The 15,886-nt window shown below is 63.4% G+C and carries 15 protein-coding genes; 10 read left to right on the top strand and 5 right to left on the bottom strand.

Annotation, left to right across the window (positions count from 1 at the left end; translation table 11 throughout):
* Positions 1–4: 4 nt before the first annotated feature.
* Positions 5–1,327, bottom strand: coding sequence for a tetratricopeptide repeat protein (locus tag IRI77_RS06455; RefSeq protein ID WP_194451252.1), 1,323 nt, complete (start codon positions 1,325–1,327; stop codon positions 5–7).
* A gap of 161 nt (positions 1,328–1,488) precedes the next feature.
* Positions 1,489–4,698: a TonB-dependent receptor gene (locus tag IRI77_RS06450; protein WP_194451251.1), complete on the bottom strand. Its 3,210-nt coding sequence runs from the start codon at positions 4,696–4,698 to the stop codon at positions 1,489–1,491.
* Between the two features lie 148 nt (positions 4,699–4,846).
* Here IRI77_RS06450 and IRI77_RS06445 point away from each other — a divergent pair, with 148 nt between their 5' ends.
* The 8 genes from IRI77_RS06445 to IRI77_RS06410 all read left to right on the top strand — a co-directional run bounded on the left by IRI77_RS06445 (position 4,847) and on the right by IRI77_RS06410 (position 11,830).
* Entirely contained in the window at positions 4,847–5,635 is a 789-nt protein-coding gene (locus IRI77_RS06445; RefSeq protein WP_194451250.1) for an IclR family transcriptional regulator, read from the top strand.
* A 65-nt stretch (positions 5,636–5,700) separates the two neighbouring features.
* Positions 5,701–6,447: an SDR family NAD(P)-dependent oxidoreductase gene (locus IRI77_RS06440; protein ID WP_194451249.1), complete on the top strand. Its 747-nt coding sequence runs from the start codon at positions 5,701–5,703 to the stop codon at positions 6,445–6,447.
* An 86-nt stretch (positions 6,448–6,533) separates the two neighbouring features.
* Positions 6,534–8,600, top strand: a complete 2,067-nt coding sequence (locus IRI77_RS06435) for a hypothetical protein (protein WP_194451248.1) — start codon at positions 6,534–6,536, stop codon at positions 8,598–8,600.
* Positions 8,545–9,267, top strand: a complete 723-nt coding sequence (locus IRI77_RS06430; protein WP_194451247.1) for a hypothetical protein — start codon at positions 8,545–8,547, stop codon at positions 9,265–9,267. Before IRI77_RS06435 ends, IRI77_RS06430 begins: the two co-directional genes overlap by 56 nt.
* Before the next feature lie 123 nt (positions 9,268–9,390).
* The gene (locus IRI77_RS06425; RefSeq protein WP_194451246.1) at positions 9,391–9,834 is read left to right on the top strand and encodes an EamA family transporter; all 444 of its coding nucleotides are present in this window, start codon (positions 9,391–9,393) and stop codon (positions 9,832–9,834) included.
* Positions 9,827–10,258: a hypothetical protein gene (locus tag IRI77_RS06420; RefSeq protein WP_194451245.1), complete on the top strand. Its 432-nt coding sequence runs from the start codon at positions 9,827–9,829 to the stop codon at positions 10,256–10,258. The genes IRI77_RS06425 and IRI77_RS06420 overlap by 8 nt, the downstream gene beginning before the upstream one ends.
* 19 nt (positions 10,259–10,277) lie before the next feature.
* Positions 10,278–10,985: an RraA family protein gene (locus IRI77_RS06415; RefSeq protein WP_228486622.1), complete on the top strand. Its 708-nt coding sequence runs from the start codon at positions 10,278–10,280 to the stop codon at positions 10,983–10,985.
* Complete coding sequence (locus IRI77_RS06410; RefSeq protein WP_194451244.1) at positions 10,985–11,830, top strand: amidohydrolase family protein; 846 nt, start codon at positions 10,985–10,987, stop codon at positions 11,828–11,830. The genes IRI77_RS06415 and IRI77_RS06410 overlap by 1 nt, the downstream gene beginning before the upstream one ends.
* Positions 11,831–11,853: 23 nt before the next feature.
* On the opposite strand, the gene IRI77_RS06405 is transcribed toward IRI77_RS06410, so the two are convergent.
* Genes IRI77_RS06405 through IRI77_RS06395 form a run of 3 tightly spaced genes read right to left on the bottom strand, consistent with a single transcriptional unit; the run spans position 11,854 to position 14,694 of the window.
* Complete coding sequence (locus tag IRI77_RS06405) at positions 11,854–13,005, bottom strand: mandelate racemase/muconate lactonizing enzyme family protein (RefSeq protein WP_194451243.1); 1,152 nt, start codon at positions 13,003–13,005, stop codon at positions 11,854–11,856.
* Positions 13,002–14,018 (bottom strand): M14 family metallopeptidase, encoded by a 1,017-nt coding sequence (locus IRI77_RS06400; protein WP_194451242.1) that lies wholly within the window; start codon positions 14,016–14,018, stop codon positions 13,002–13,004. The genes IRI77_RS06405 and IRI77_RS06400 overlap by 4 nt, the downstream gene beginning before the upstream one ends.
* The gene (locus IRI77_RS06395) at positions 14,011–14,694 is read right to left on the bottom strand and encodes a cyclase family protein (RefSeq protein ID WP_194451241.1); all 684 of its coding nucleotides are present in this window, start codon (positions 14,692–14,694) and stop codon (positions 14,011–14,013) included. Before IRI77_RS06395 ends, IRI77_RS06400 begins: the two co-directional genes overlap by 8 nt.
* Positions 14,695–14,879: 185 nt before the next feature.
* Between IRI77_RS06395 and IRI77_RS06390 the strand changes: the two genes are divergently transcribed.
* Positions 14,880–15,350, top strand: coding sequence for a hemerythrin domain-containing protein (locus IRI77_RS06390; protein ID WP_194451240.1), 471 nt, complete (start codon positions 14,880–14,882; stop codon positions 15,348–15,350).
* Positions 15,351–15,389: 39 nt separating this feature from the next.
* The gene (locus IRI77_RS06385; RefSeq protein ID WP_194451239.1) at positions 15,390–15,863 is read left to right on the top strand and encodes a deoxycytidylate deaminase; all 474 of its coding nucleotides are present in this window, start codon (positions 15,390–15,392) and stop codon (positions 15,861–15,863) included.
* Positions 15,864–15,886 lie beyond the last annotated feature (23 nt).

Raw genomic sequence — 15,886 nt, 5'->3', positions numbered from 1 at the left:
CCCATTACTTCAACATCACGACATGCGCCTGTGCCTCTTTGAGGCAGCGTTTGTAGTCCGCGGCCGACTGCTGCACGCGCTGGTCATCCGGACCAAAGGTGTGGGCCAGCACCGGCATTGCCTTCTGATAGAGGTCCACTGACTCGACGTAGTGGCCCTGCGCTCGGCGCAAGGCCGCAAATTCCAGCCGCAGCAACGCCACGTCGGCACTCTCCTCGCCCCTGGCCTGGACAGACAGCTCGATCGCTTTGCGGAAGGTGGCGACCGCCAGGGGATAGTGACCGGTCTCCGCCTGGAAGCCGGCCTGGTTGCCGAGGATACTGGCCAGTTCCCTTTGATGGTCGGAGCTGGACCCTTCCAGCAACTGTAGCGCCTGGGCGAACAGCGGACCCGCCTCGTCATAGCGCTTCTGGCGGCGGTAGGTCTGCGCCAGGTTATTCGTGGCGATTGCCATCATGTGCGGGGTCGGGGCAGGGTGCTGCTGCCACAACTCGACTGACTTCCGAAAACACCGGTCCGCCTCATCGTACCGGCCCGACCTCACCGCAATCTCGCCCAGTTCATTCCATGTCGCCGCCACATCGGCCCGGGCCGAATTGCCATTGCCGGTGGACCCGGCCAGGATCCGTTCGCACAGGGCCTGCGCCTCGTCCAGCCGGCCCAGCACGAGGTAGATGCTGGCCAGCACGCGCAGTTTGTGGCCGAGATGCGGGTCAGCCGAGCCCAGCCAGTGGTCCGCGATCAGGACCGACTGTTCCGCGAACTGCAGGGCTTCCTGAATCTTGTTCTGGTCGCGCAGCAGGTCGGCCAGGTTGGCCAGCGCACCGGCGTACTCCAGGCTGTCTGGTCCCTGGACGGGCAGCAGCGCCCTCAGGGCATCGCGATAAAGGGTGGCGGCTTCGTCGAGTTGACCCCGGCGCCGCAGGATGCCGGCGAGGTTGACCAGTGTCGTACCCAGGCCGCTGGGCGTCAGCGTGCTCTTCGGCCACTCCCTGGCTGCCCGGCGGTAGAACGCCTCGGCATCGGCGGTCTTGGACTGCAGGTGGCACTCAGCCCCAAGATTGTTCAGCAGTAGCGCGAGACGAGGCTCCTCGTGCCCGCTTTGATCCATCCGAGCCAGCACTTTGCGGTAGATGCCCTCTGCTTCGGCATGGCGGCCCTGATTGTGCGCCAGGGCGGCGCGCGTGAAATCGTCGTCCAGCATGGGACCGGAAGCTTTCAAACTTGCCAGCAGGATGAACGAGATGGTGAGGCCGCGGGCCAGCCGCTGCAGGGACGCTGGCAGCGGCTGCGACGTGGCGGATTGCGAAACCCAGGTGGAATTCATTGCCTCTCCTTATCTGCATAGTGAGGCAGTAGCGGGGTGGATTCGGAGTAATGCGGGGTTAGCTTACGGTAGGGATTTTACGGTAAAAACTCAGGCGGGCAGGCACAAAAAAATGCGGCACCACGGGGGTGCCGCACTTGTTCCGACTAAGGGGTCACGGACTAGAAGAGGAACTTCAGGGCCAGCTGCATGTAGCGGGCGCTGCCGGCTCCGGTGATGCGGCCCAGCTGGGTGCTGGCCACATTGGTGTTGGGAGTGTTGTAGTTCACGCGGTTGAGCGCGTTGAACGCCTCCCAGCGGAACTGCAGGTCCTTCTTCTCAGCGACGCGGAATCGCTTGGAGAGGGAGGTGTTGAACTGGATGGCTCCGGGGCCTTCCAGGATTCCCAGCGGCGCGCTGCCGAAGGTGTAGAGAGCCGGGCTGGCGAACGCGGCGGTGTTGAACCACCGGTCGGGCGTCGGGTTGGAGATGTGAGGATCGCCCACCAGGTTGGCGCGCGAGCCATCGCCGTTGCCGAGGTTCGAGTAGCCGCCTCCGATGGAGAACGGCGCGCCGGAGCGGCCCTGCTGGGTGAACGAGAAGTCCCAGCCGCCCAGGGCGGCATCCGTCAGCCGGTTGACGGAGGACAGGTAGTGCCGGCCGTTGCCGAAGGGCAGTTCCCACACCAGGGTGGCGAACTCGACGTGGCGGAAGTCGAACGAGGTGCGGCCGCGGTTGTACCAGGCCGGGGAGAAAGCAAGGATCGAAGTGCCCTCGTCCGAGCCGTTCGAAGCTTCACCCATCGACCGGGAGAAAGAGTAGGAGAAGGTGAACGAGACGCCGTTGGCGAACCGGCGTTCGGCCTTCGCCTGCAGCGCGTTGTACCAGTTGCGGCCGTAGTTCTCCATGCGCTGCACGCTGCTGATGAGCGGATTCGGGCGGTCGGCCTGGAGGTTGGTGTGCGGACCGACAGTCGGTGCGTTGTACGGCATGAAGATGACTTCGCGGTCCACCTTGGTGCCGACATAGCTCAGCGTCAGGGCGGACTTCCAGGGCAGTGCCGTCTGGACGGTCATGTTCCACTCGTGCGTGCGGGCGGCCTTCAGGCGGGGATCGACGGCTTCGCCGATTCCGAAGATGCCGAAGGCGTTGGGATCCGAACTCCACACCGTTTCCCAGGGCTGGAGCTGCGAGAGCCCGAAGCCCAGGGATTCCACACCCCAGAAGGGGAGATTGGCGGCCGAGGAGGCCGACCGGTTGCCGGTGAAGCTGTTGTAGAACAAGCCGTACGCGGCACGCAGCACGATCTGGCGCTGGGCGAAGGGACGGTAGACGGCGCCGATGCGCGGAGCCCAATTCCCATTGCCTTCCAGCAGATTGTCGCTATACCCGGCCTGGCGCGCGGTCGTCCACAGTCCGGCGGTGGCTGCCGCGACGTTTGGCGTATTCAGGAACGCGGAGGTGTTGATATTGCCGTCGCCCTGGACCGCGGCGACGACCTTCTGCAGCTTCGGATCCCAGGTGCTGGTGGCCTGGCGCATGTTGTGGCGGGCGAACCAGCGCTCATAGCGCAGGCCCAGCTCGATGGTGAAGTTCTGCTTCAGGCGCCAGCTGTCGTTGACGTAGAAGCCGGCGTAAGGAGCGCGATTGGTGCCGAACTCCGCCAGAGGAGCGTTGCGTGAGCTGGACGAGGTGAGGCCCAGCAGGTAGTCGGCGAACCCGTCGTTCGTGTAGAGATTGCCGAAATTGTAGGTACCGCGGACACAGCAGCTGCCGTGATCCCCGTACGTATGCGAATCGCCATATTCGAAGCCGGCGGACATGGTGTGCGCGCCGCGGAAATGCCGCAGGTCGGCCTTGGCGTTGTACACGCTGCCCCAGAGCGAGCCGGGGGCGCCCCAGCCGGAGTAGGAGATGCCCTGGTAGCCGCCGCCAATGTTCAGGTTCGGCGGCCCGATCCACTTCTCGCGGCCGGCCGTCGGGAAACCCTGAATGCCGGCGGAGAGGGCGTCGTTGTTCACGCCGAGCTCCGCGTTGGTGTAGTTCTCGCGGGTCCGCAGCATGCCGCCCAGCAGCGTGAGCACCGTGTTGCTGGACATCGTCCAGGTGTAGTTGACGCCGATGTTGTGCTGGCTCACCGTATCGTCGGTGACGGCGCTGGGCTTGTAGCCAAGCTGCGTGCTGGGCTGCCGGATCGTGACGTAACGGGCGTAGATCCGCTGGGCATCGTTGATCTGGTGATCGACGCGGCCCGTGCCTTCCCAGGTGTTGTTCACGGTGCCGGTGTTGGCCTTGAACAGGCCGCCCGGGGAGTTGGCTTCGAGCAGCTTCGGCAGGAAGTACTTCGAGGCATTCGAGATGCGATTGGTGGGAATGACGTTGTTGGGGAAAGGCGACTTCGTCAGCGGGTCGATGATGGTCCGCCCAAGCCCTGAGAAGTCACCGGTCTTCATGGCCGAGGTCACGGCCTGCGTGTTCCAGATCTGTTCGTTGTGGATCACGGTGCCTTCAAAGCTGCCGAAGAAGAAGGTCCGGTTCTTGATCACCGGGCCGCCGACGGCCGCGCCGAACTGGTTGCGGCGGACGCGCGGCGGTTTGGTCGCGAAGGTGTTGCGGGAGTTGAAGGCGTCGTTCTGCAGGAACTCCCAGGCCGCGCCGTGCAGTTCGTTGGTGCCCGACTTGGTGGCCACCTTCACCTGAATGGGATCGCGGCCGTTCTCGGCGCTGAAGTTCAGAGTCTCGACGGTAAACTCGGCCACCGTGTCGACGTTCGGCATGCCGGTGCCGCCTTCGTCCATGGGCGCATTGGAGACCAATCCATCCAGCTGGAATGCGGCTTTGTTGCTGCGCAGCCCCTGGCCTTGGACATAGGTGGCGCGCTCGCCGCCCGATTGCGTGCTGGCCCAGCGCATGCCGGGCACCAGCGATACCAGGGCGAGCGGGTTGCGCGTGTCCAGCGGCAACTCCCTGATCTGACGCATCTGCACAACGGTCTCGGCGCTGGTCTTCTCAGTCTGCAGCAGCTCGGCATTGCCGGTGACTGAGACCGATTCAGTAATTTCGCCGACAGTCAGGACGGGGGACAGACGGTTGCGGTCGCCCACCGTCAGTTCAGCTTTGGCGATCTCCCAGGTCTTGAAGCCTTTCGCCTTGACAGTGACCGTGTACTGCCCGATGGGCAGCGAGAGAATGCTGAAGCTGCCATCAGCATCGGTTGTTGCGCGCTTTAACAGGCCAGTTCCAACATGCAGCGCTGCGACTTCCGCCCCAGGTACGGCACTACCGGAACTGTCGGTGACCGTACCGAAGAACGCGCCTTCGGTACCGATCTGCGCCGGCAGCAGAAATCCGGTTAGAAACAAAAAAATACATGCGAGACTCACAATTCGCATTGGTGGCTCCTTTGGGTCAATCTTCGGGGTGGAAGCGGATTGAGTCAATTGAAGTTGGGCCCCACATTCCTGTGTATTGGAAAGTTGGTTTCCGGGGCGCTGGTTTGCTGCTAGAATCCAGCAGGTTGGATTGATTGAGGAGAATTCGATGCCTGCTGACAAGACCCCCACCGTTCCGGCACTGGAAAGAGGCCTCACGATTCTTGAGCTGGTGGCGAAGTCCAAGAACGGCTTCACCTTCTCGCAACTGGCGTCCCAACTGGAGTTTCCAAAGAGTTCGATACATAGCATTCTGGTGACGTTCGAGCGCCTGGGCTACCTGCAGAAACTGGAGTCGTCGGGCCGTTACGTCGCCGGCCTCAACCTGGTGCGGATCGCCACTGTGGCCTCTTACGGCATCACCCTGCGGCAGAAGGCCGGTCCGCTCCTTTGCGAGTTGACACAACGGACAGGCTTGACCGCTCACATCGCGATTCTGGAGAACAACGAAGCCCTGCTGGTAGCGAAGGTGGAGCCATCCGGAATCATGCCTGTAGCGACATGGATCGGGAAGCGAATCGACTACCACTGCACGAGCCTGGGCAAAGCCTTGATCGCGTGGCGGCGGGAGGAAGAGATCAACAGGCTCGTCAAGGAGCGCCGCATGCTGCGTCACAACGAGAATACCATCTCGACCCTGACCCGCCTCAAGCAGGAGTTGATGCGCACGCGCCAGGCTGGCTACTCCGTTGATGACGAGGAGGAAGAGATTGGCATCCGCTGCATCGGGGCGCCCGTCCTGGGCGTCTCCGGCGAAGTGGAGGCCGCCGTGAGCGTGTCGGGGACCGTGGAGCAGATCCGGACCGAGGATGTGGCGCGGATGGGCGCCCTGGTCCAGGAAGCGGCTTTCGAGATGTCCCGCCGCTTAGGGTGGGCGCCTTCCAGCCGCGAAAGCTGAACTAGTTTCCAATACCGTGGATTGCGGGTTGGCGCTCGCCGGAGGGCGCGGGAGAATGGTGCGATATGCGTCTCAAGGATAAAGTTGCGATTGTAACGGGCGGAGCCCACGGAATTGGCCGTGCAATTGCTGAAGCGTTCGCCGAGCAAGGCGCCGCCGTCCTGATTGCGGACTTGGATGTCGAGGCGGGCGGATCACTGGCCGAGTCGATGCGCTCCGCCGGCGGACGTGCCGAGTTCTGGCCGACGGATGTGAGTTCAAAAACAGCAGTGACGGAAGCGGTTGAGATCGCGGCCCGCTGGACCGGACGGATCGACGTGTTGTGCAACAACGCAGCCTACCTGGGCGAGTTCCATGGCGTGTTGGAAGCCACCGACGACGAGTGGGACAAATGCCTGCGCGTGCAGCTCCTGGGGACCAACAACTGCACCCGCGCCGTACTGCCGTACATGATCGCCCAGCACGCCGGATCCATCGTCAATGTGGTCTCGATCCAGGCCATGGTGGGCTGTCCCACCTCCGTTGCCTATACCGCAGCCAAGGCCGCGCTGCTCGGGTTTACGCTCAGCGCGGCCTACGACTATGGCAAGAACAATATCCGCGTCAACTCGCTGTGTCCCGGACCCATCCAGACCCGCATCTCGCCCAAGCCCGGCGAGGCCGCTTATGAGTGGCAGTGCGCGCAGACTCTGCTGGGCCGCGTCGGTCAACCGGGCGAGGTGGCCCAGGCGGCACTCTTCCTGGCCTCCGACGAAGCTTCCTACATCACCGGCGCCACTCTGCCCGTGGATGGCGGCTGGACGGCACGCTAGCCGCTTTCCGATTAGCTGGAATGACAGGCCGGATTGCAGTCGAAGGGGCATGGCGCCGCGGGCAGTGGTCCGTATAATCGCAGTTGATGAATCGATGCGCCTTCCTCCTGTCGATCACGCTGGCCGCCTGTTGGGCTGAACCATTACCAGTGCGCGTCACCTGGGGCCATGGCGCCCAGGCCGCCTCGGCGTCACCCCTGCAAGTCTCCACCGACGGCGGAATGACGCTTCGAAATCAGGTCAAAACCGGTGCCATTGACGGTGCCGCCGATGGCCTGAGTTTCTTGCTGGACAGTCCCGCGAGGACCGAACCAAAGCTGCAGAAACTCCAGGTCATCTGGGCCGACCTGCTGGCGGCCGCCGATGCCGACACCGCTCGCCGTCTCGGTGACGACGCCTCCATGGATCCGCATGCCCCCAGGCTCTATGTGAAAACACGCGCCGACGGCACCGGCGGTTTCGCCGTCACGATCGAGCAACTAAAGAGGGAACGCGCGATCTGGGTCCCTTCGCTCGACATCTACATCACGGCGGGCGAGCCCTTCGTCCCCTTTGCCGAACATCGGAAGTCTCTCGAAGCCTGGAAGGGCCAGCGGATCCTCGATCGGATCCAGGCCGAGCCCGAGGCGAGCTATGAAGAGTACACCGGCCGCTGGGAGGATATGGGCAGCCCCACGTACGTCAACCCCCAGCAGACCGGAGCCGGCCACATCATCGGCCTGGCGTGGGACAGTTCGATCCACAAGTTCGGCATCGATCGCGGCGCCGGCGTCCGCAACGACTTCGGCAACCCCGACCGCTTCCGGTTCTGGTTCGAAGTCGGCGACATCACCAAGGGCATTGCCAGGACGTGGAAGAAGCAGGGACTGCACGACGGCCTGCCCGTCGTCACCACGGTCTTCGAGCGCGAAGGCATCCGCTATGAGATCGAGCAGTTCGCATATCCGCTGGAAGGCCCCCCTGCGGAGCGCCGCGGCGACATGCGCATGGTGCTGATGCAGCGCCTGCGGGTCTCGACCCTCGACGGCAAGCCGCGGCGCGTGCCCATCAATCTGAGCCACCGCCGGGCGATGCCGGGCGGCCTGAGCTCCATCTTTGATGTCGAACAGTCCGGCGCGAAGACCACCGTCCGCAACCGCAGCTTCGGCCAGACCCTGCTGGAGATCGACGGCGGCGACGGCCGCGCTGTCTGGTCGGGCGTGCAGGACTACGACGACCAGAGGATGAGGCGCGTCAACATTTCCATTCCTCTGGAAATCCCCGCCGGAGGCGCTCGTGAACTGGTGGTCAAGCTACCCTCGCCCATGGTGGACGACGCTGGCGCGGCGCTGCTCGCCAAGCTCGACTACGAGCAGGCCCGAACCGCCACGCTGGGCTTCTGGACGGCATGGATCGACAAAGGCGCTCAGTTCCAGGTGCCGGAGAAGGTGGTCAACGATCTCTTCCGCGCCAGCCTGTGGCACGCGCTGCGCCTGCCACGCCGCCATGGCGTGGGCGACGACGCCCGCATCGACCTGCCGTATTCCAACTTTGCCTACGACCAGACCGGCACTCCGTGGCCCGTGAATCAGGCGGTGTACATCGACTACATGCTGTTCGGCCTGCGCGGCTACGGTGACGTCGCGGCTGAGGAACTGAAGGCGCAGTACCGCAACAACCAGGAGATCAACGGTCACGTCAGCGGCTATGCGAACTGGCTGGTGTACACGCCCGGCATGCTCTACGCGACGGCGCAGAACTACTTCCTCTCTGGCGACAAAGCGGCCCTGCAGCGCGTCATGCCGCAATCGCTCAAGGCCCTGGAATGGTGCCTGGCGCAGGTGAATGCCGCGCAACACCGCGAAGGCCCGACGAAAGGGCTGGTTTCCGGCCCCTTGAACGACCTCACCGGCGAAGGACTGTGGGCCTTCAACCAGGCCTATATGTACGCCGGCCTGGAACTCTTCGGCAGGGCCCTTGAGCAGATCGGGCATCCGCAAGGACCGGCCGCCCGCCTCGCGGCAAAGCAGTTGGCGGCTGCCGTGGATCACGGCTTCCGCACCGCCAGTGCCAACTCGCCGCTCGTCCAATTGCGAGATCATACCTGGATCCCCCTATGTGCCTTGCGAAGCCAACACCTTCCGGCGCATCCTCGACGACTGGTACCCCACTGACGTCGACACCGGAGCCGCGCACATGCTGCGCCTGAAAGCTGTCGCACCGGCCAGTGACCTGGGTAACTGGCTCCTGAACGATCACGAGGACAACTTGCTCATTCGCGGCTGGGGCATTGCGAACGAACCTGTCTACAACCAGCACGCCACGGCCTACCTCTGGCGCGACGATCCGAAAGCCGTCATCCGCACCTTCTACAGCTACATGGCGAGCGCGTTCAGCCAATCGGCCTTGGAGCCGGTGGAGCATCGCTCGACGCATGGCCAATACTTCGGCCCGCCTTCCACCGACGGCGCCTGGTTCGAGCTGTATCGCAACATGCTGATCCTCGAACGGGACGACGACTCCCTGTTGCTGGCGGGCTTTACGCCGCGAGCGTGGCTGGCGCCGGGCAAGACGATTTCCGTGAAGCGCGCCCCCAGCCGTTTCGGCGCCATTTCGATGACCGTGCAGAACAAGGGCGGCCGGCAGTTGTCCGCTGACGTTGAGTTGGAGGGCCGCGCCAAGCCCTCTTCGTTGCTGGTTCGCTTTCGCCATCCGGCTGGCAGCCGTATGACCAGCGTCACGGTCAACGGGCGCGACTGGACTGATTTTGATCCTGCCAAAGAATGGGTCCGCCTGCCGGCTCCGGCCGAGCAAAGCTATGCGATCGTGGTGAGCTACTGATGTTTCCTGCTAATGGGAATGTAATTCCGGAGGCCCTCCAGATTGGCCGTGAACCGTCGATTTGTAGGTTGTAATGGTGCTGAGTCCCGAGAGCGCAAGCGGGCCTGTGGTATCTGAGGAAAGATGAACGAAGGCTACCTATACACGCTGTTGGGGCTGCTGGCATTCAGTGCGCTGGGCATCTTCCACAAACTGGCCGACACGTTGAAGTGCCGCCCCAGTCCGGTGAATGCGCTGATGTACGGCTGGTCGCTGGTCTTTGTCATCATCACGATCACGATGCGCGGAGGCGAGTGGCATGGGCCCGCCGGCGCCTGGTCGCTCGCCCTGCCTTTCGGAGTCAGCGCGTCCATTGCGATCCTGTCGTTCCAGGCCGGTATCCGCTACGGCGATATCGCCACCAGCTGGTTGGCCATCAATCTCTCCTCGGGGCTGCCCACCCTGGCCTCGATCCTGATCTATCACGAGCCGGTGGGGCTGAAGCGCGCCATCGCACTGAGCCTGATCCCTGTCTCCATGGCGCTGCTGTGGAAGGACAAGCGTGATGCGGAGCGGCGTCATGAGTAAGACCAACATCTGGCTCCGGTTGATGCTAGTCGCCTTCGTGGCGAACGGCCTCGGCCCGTTCGGGCTGAAGATTCTCACCGAGCGTGGACTGGCTGCTTATCAGCAGCAGTATCTTCTCTTCTGGTACCTGGGCGGGTTCATCTTCGCGCTGGCGGCGTTGCTGGTGAGCCGCGACGGTGTCAACCGGCGGGAAGTGTTGCTGGGCGCGGCCATGGGCGGCTGCAGCCTGGCGGGCCAGAGTTTCACGGCCATGGCGCTGTCGAGCGGGGTGCCGGGACACATAGCGTTCCCGCTCACCACCGGCGGCTCGCTCTTTCTGGTCGCGACGGCCGGGTTGCTGCTCTTCAAGGAGCGCATCGGCCCTTATGGATTTTGCGGTGTGGTGTTAGGAATCGCGTCGTTAGTCATGTTGAGCGTTGCCTGACGGCGAAGGAAGGTGCAAGTTGGCCACTGAACAGCAAAGCAACGGAAGAGCGCCGGGCAGGGTACTGCAGACGGCGGATGTGGAGCTCTTCGAACATGTAGAACAGAACCTCTATACGGCCGTGCTGGCCGATGCCCTGGATGAACTGGGCTTCCGCCAACAGGCGATGAGGGAGACCATCCGGCCGTTGTCGCCGGACCTGGTCTTCGCCGGATGGGCTCGAACCATCTTGTGCATGGATGTCTATCACCTGGGCGAGAACCCATACGACATCGAGATCGAGGCTGTCGATAGCCTGCTGCCCGGTGAGATCGCGGTGGTCGCCACGGGCGATTCGAAACGGAACGCTCCATGGGGGGAACTGCTCTCCACGGCGGCGCTGAGCCGCGGTGCGCGCGGCGCCGTCATCGACGGCCTGGTGCGCGATGTGAAGAAGATCCAGTCGCTGGGCTTCCCGGTCTTCGCCACGGGCATCAAGCCTGTGGATTCGCGCGGACGCGGCCTGGTGGTGGACTACAACATCCCCGTCGAATGCCAGGGCGTGCTGGTGACACCCGGTGATCTGGTGGTGGCCGACTTCGACGGCGTCGTCGTCGTGCCGGCCGCGGTGGTGACTGAGGCGGTGAGCATGGCCACCGACAAAGTTTCCCGGGAGAATCACAGCCGGGCCGAGCTCATGAACGGCATGCTGCTGCGCCAGGTTTACGATAAGTACGGGGTGCTTTAGTGATCGTTGACGTCCACACGCATGTCTGGGAATGCCCGTGTCACATCGGCGAGCGTTTTGTTCATGACGCCAAGGTGACGGCCGGAGCGGGCTACAAGGACATTCACGTCGATCTGGACAAGCATTGGGCAGCAATGGAACCGGTGGATCGCGCCATCGTGCTCGGCTTCCGGGCGCGCCACGTCGGCGTGCTGGTCCCGAACGAGTATGTGGCCGAGTATGTCGGCCAGCACCCGGAGAAACTGATCGGCTTCTGTTCCATCGATCCGCAGGACCCGGATTCGGTGGAACAGCTCGATCACTGCGTGCAGACGCTGGGACTGAGGGGCCTCAAAATGGGGCCCATCTACCAGAACGTTGCGCCCACTGATTCGCGCTTCCGCCGTATTCTGAAGCGGGCGGAAGAGCTGCGCATCCCGATGCTGATCCATCAGGGCACGACGTTTTGCGAGAACGTGTCGCTGGAGATCGCCAACCCGATCCTGCTGCAGCCGCTGGCGCTGGAGTTCCCGAAGTTGGTCACCGTGATCGCGCACATGGGCCATCCCTGGATCAACGAGACGCTGGTGCTGATTCGCAAGAACCGCAACATGTACGCGGACATCTCGGCGTTGTTCTACCGCCCGTGGCAGTTCTACAACGCGCTGGTGGCGGCCATGGAATATGGGGTGCTGGACCGCCTGCTGCTGGGGTCCGACTACCCGTTCACCACGCCGCAGGGCACGATGGACGCGCTGCGGTCCGTCAATCGCATGGCGGAGAACACCAACCTGCCCAGGATCCCGGAGAAGGCGATCGAGGGCATGATCCACCGGGACACGCTCGATCTGCTCGGGCTCGGCTGAGGTAGCGGACCCCCGCGGGTCCGCTACGCAATTCGATACTTCGCGATCACCTCTTCGTTCACTTCCACGCCCAGGCCCGGCCCGCTCGGCACTCTCAGGTAGCCATCTTCCAGCCGGATCGGATCCTTCCCGAGCTCCCGGCTCAGCGGTCCGCTGGCCGTGTTGAACTCGATCAGCACCGCACGCCTCTGGAACGCATTCAGGTGCAGGGAAGCCGCGGTGAGCAGGTCCGACGACCACGAGTGCGGGATCACGTGGATGTTGGCCCGCTCCGCCATGTGAACGATCTTGCGGGCGACGGTCAGGCCGCCGCAGCGCGTCAGGTCGGGCTGCAGGATGTCCACCTTGGCGCGTTCAATCAGCTCGCGGAAGCCCCACTCCGTGGCCTCCTGCTCGCCGCAGGCGATCGGCGTCGTCACCGCTTCGGCCACGGTCCGGTAGCCGTCGTAGTCTTCGGGGTTCAGGATCTCTTCGATAAAGAACGGCCGGTAGGGCTCCAGTGAGCGCACCACATTGATCGCCTGTTTGGGCGTCCGGTCGACAAACCAGCCCGTGTCCACCAGCAGGTCGTTGCGGTCGCCCATCGTCTGGCGGGCGGCGGCCACGAGTTCCACATCGCGGCGGGGATCCTCGCCAAACACGCCCCAGCCAAACTTGATGGCCGTGAAGCCCTGGTCCAGATAGCGCTGGGTGGCCGCTCGCATGGCGTCCGGCGTCGGCCGGAACAGCGTGCTCGCGTAAGCCCGGATCTTCTCGTGCCAGCGGGCGCCCATCAGGACGCACACCGGCTGGCCATAGAACTTGCCGCAGATGTCCCACAGCGCAATGTCGATGGCGGAGATCGCCTGGATGGCCACTCCGCGACGGCCGTAGTAGATCGAACCGCGGTACATCTTGTACCAGAGCCGCTCGACCTCGAGAGGATTCTCGCCCACCAGCAGCGAGGCGAGTCCCTCGAAGCACTCCATGCCGGGTTCGCTCCACCGCGGAGCCTCCACCGCGGCTTTGGCCACCGGAGCCGAGGTCTCCATGTCCGAATACCCGACGATGCCGGCGTCGGTCGTGACCTTCACCAGGCCCATGTAGGTCGGGCCAATTGCCTCTTCATCGGCCTCCGGCGACCGGTAGAGTCCGGGCGATTTCAGCACCAGCACTTCGACATTTGTAATCTTCATGCGGGGAACTCCGTCTCTTCACCGATCACGAATAGCGTCAAACCCTTCGGGCAGACCGCCGCCGCGTAACGGGCGATCAGCACCCCGGCCCGATGCGCCCGGATCTCGAGCGCCGGCGCCGTGTGGTCAGAGAAATCGTGCAGGCGGCCGAGCAGTTGACCCTGGGCCACCTCTTCGCCCGGTACGGCGAGAGCCTCCCAGATGCCGTCACGAGGGCAGGGGCGGTAATCGTCCAGATCCGGAGCCTGGATCAGGCGCTGCTTCCGGGTGCTGGGCCGGACCGGCCCCGGCAGCAAGCCGTACTCCCGCATCACGTTGAGCGACCCCTCGTAGGCGTGTTGGACGCCCTCGGGGCTGACGAGTTCGCCGGAGCCGAACTCTCCGCCGATGGCGATTTTGCCGTCGTCTTCGGCCTCGTCGGTCAGCAGCCCGGAGCTCATCTGCCGCGAGTAGACAAATAAGAATGGTGTATCAAACAGGCGAGCCGCTTTGGCGATCTCAGCGAACTGCGCGGCGTCCGGAAGCCGGTGAAACGAGGTGCAGAGCGGGAAGACCGCCTCCCGGCCGCCGGAGTGGATGTCGATGACGACCTTCACGCGGGGGAAAACCTGGGTCTTCAGAAAGTTAGCGATTCGGTACGAAATTGTGCCCTTTGCATTCCCCGGGAACGCCCGGTTCATGTTCACGTTGTCGAGGGGAGAGAGGCGTGTGCCGGCCCGGCAGGCGCTTTCGCTCAACTGCGGGATCAGTACCACCAGCCCGGACATCGCGGCGGGATCAAGATCCGCGCAGAGCCGTTTCACCGCGACCTGGCCTTCGTACTCATTGCCGTGCGTCCCGCCGTTCACCGCCACCCCCGGAGCGTCGCCAGCCGCTCCGCGTACCACAGTCAGCGGCACAAGCGAATAGCCCCAGGCTGAGTCCAGGTGGAAGCCCAACTGGTAGTGGCGCTTGCCGGGGGTGTCGAAATCGACGGCCGAGAGGTCGTGCAGCAATATCGGTGATTCAGTCATGATTGGCAGTTTCCGCGAACAGTGTGCAGGGTGCGCTGTCCAGACCATCGAACAACCAGGGCATCAGCGTGACGCGCTGGAGCGCCGGCAGGTCCGCCGGCAAATGAGCATCCTCTATCAACAGGATGGGCCGGTGGGCATAGGTCGTGCAGCCCAGGAAGACCCGGTGTGCCTCGGCACCTTCCGCGTCATGGGTCAGGGCGGAGACGGAAGGGAAGTCCATGGCGAGGGCGCGCAGGGCAGGGAAGCGCTCCATCAGAAGTTCGGCCGCTGCCGGTCCAAAGCCGGGACCGTGGTCGACATAACGGCGCTCGTCCTGCCTGTGCCCGCCCCAGCCAGTTCGAAGCAGAAGGATGTCCGTGCCGGGCGAGGCCTTTGAGAGCGCGGGTTGCAGGTGATCCGGCAGGATCAGTTCCTCATCCAGGAGTGGCACGTCCAGAATGGCGGGAGATCGGAATAAAAACTCATCCAGGGCGTAATCCGTGATGGCACGCCCGGAAGGGTTGAAGTGGCGCGGCGCGTCCACGTGCGTGCCGGCGTGGTTGCTGGCCGTGAAATAAAACGAGTTGCAGGGATGCCCCTTCGCCAGGTCGTAGATCTGGTCGAGTTTCGGTTTGGGCAGCGTGGTGTAGAACGGGGTGTGCTCAGACAGGTTGTACGACAGCTTGATGAGCATCTTGGGCCATTCTAGCGAACGGCCTCAGCGCAGCGTCACCGTGCGGAGCCCAGTTTTCCACGGTATTGGAATGCCCCTGATTCTGTACGGCGGAGTCTGCATTAGCGATCGTGATGATGTACGTTTTTCAACAAATTGCTTCGCTTCTGTTGCGGTGTCTGGCACAATAAGACAATTAGAGCATTATGTCTGCTTTAGTCCAGAATCTACACCTCGACCTGATTGAGTTGCTCCTGGGTGAACACGCGGCCATCTTGGCTCTGTTTCGCAGCCTGGAGCAACGGCTGCCGGAGATGGGCCTGCGCGAGATGCAGGGGGCCGGCTATTCCGTCGAAGCCTTATTGATGGCCCACGCCATCGAGGAAGATGCGCTTCTTTTTCATTCGCTTCCGGAGAAGCGCGACAGCGTGAAGAGGACTCTGGACGCGATGTTCGGCGAACACAACGAGCAGCGCCGGCTGATGGAAGAGCTGCGTTCCGCAAAGACAACCCAAGCCGTACGGAAGCTTCTGAGCCAGGTGATGGAACTGACCCGCGAGCACTTCGCCGTGGAAGAGCGCGTCCTCTTCGAACTCGCCCGGAAGGTGCTGGGGAAGCGGAAACTGGAAGAGCTGGGAAGTGAGTTTGCGCGCCGCCGCGGCCTATCCACCGTATAGTTCATGCAGTCGACTGGGTTCATGCATTACCTTAATGGAATGCCTGTTCCCGACTGGGATCGTTACTACCTGGAAATCTGCCGCGTTGTCTCCAAGCGGAGCAAGGATCCTTCCACCAAAGTCGGGTGCGTGATCGTGGGGCCGGCGCATGAGATCCGGTCCACCGGCTACAATAGCCTGCCACGCCACGTCCGGGACGACGTGCCGGCCCGGTTGGAACGGCCGGAGAAGTACCTTTGGATTGAACACGCCGAGCGCAATGCCATCTACAATGCGGCCCGTGCCGGTACGGCGCTGGAGGGTTGCACCATTTATACCGACCTGATGCCCTGCATGGACTGCGCTCGCGCTATCGTCCAGGCCGGCATCATCGCCGTGGTCACTGACGAGACGCGCTTCCAGCAGTACTCCAGCGTGCAATACAACGAGCATTTTCAACGCACTATGGACTTGTTCCAGGAAGCCGGAGTGACCATTCGGACCGTCCCCTTCGATCCGCCTCCGGCTGAGTGAAGGTCCAGCGATCATCCAAGCCA

The organism is Paludibaculum fermentans, from assembly GCF_015277775.1.
Lineage (GTDB): Bacteria > Acidobacteriota > Terriglobia > Bryobacterales > Bryobacteraceae > Paludibaculum > Paludibaculum fermentans.
This window is presented reverse-complemented; position numbering and strand designations above follow the sequence as displayed.